This window comes from Mesorhizobium sp. L2C084A000, from assembly GCF_000502875.1.
GTDB lineage: Bacteria > Pseudomonadota > Alphaproteobacteria > Rhizobiales > Rhizobiaceae > Mesorhizobium.
In genome coordinates, this window is the sequence record NZ_AYWX01000074.1 from 1 (window position 1) to 258 (window position 258).

Genomic DNA, 258 nt, shown 5'->3' on the forward strand with positions numbered 1-258 from the left:
AGCCAAGGCGGCCGGCGTCACGCTCAACCTCGAGATCGTCAACCGCTTCGAAAGCAATCTGCTCAACACCGCTTCACAAGGCCTGGCCTTCATCGCGGACACCGGCTCCGACAACATCTTCCTGCATCTCGATACCTTCCACATGAACATCGAGGAGGCCGATGTCGGACTGGCTATCCGCCATGCCGCTGACAAGATCGGCTATGTCCATATCGGCGAGAGCCATCGCGGTTTCCTCGGCACCGGCAATATCGATTT

The 258-nt window shown here is 58.1% G+C and carries 1 protein-coding gene; it reads left to right on the forward strand.

Annotation, left to right across the window (positions count from 1 at the left end):
- A partial coding sequence (locus X735_RS0135795) for a TIM barrel protein (RefSeq protein WP_031214131.1) occupies positions 1 to 258 on the forward strand: 258 nt, incomplete at both ends.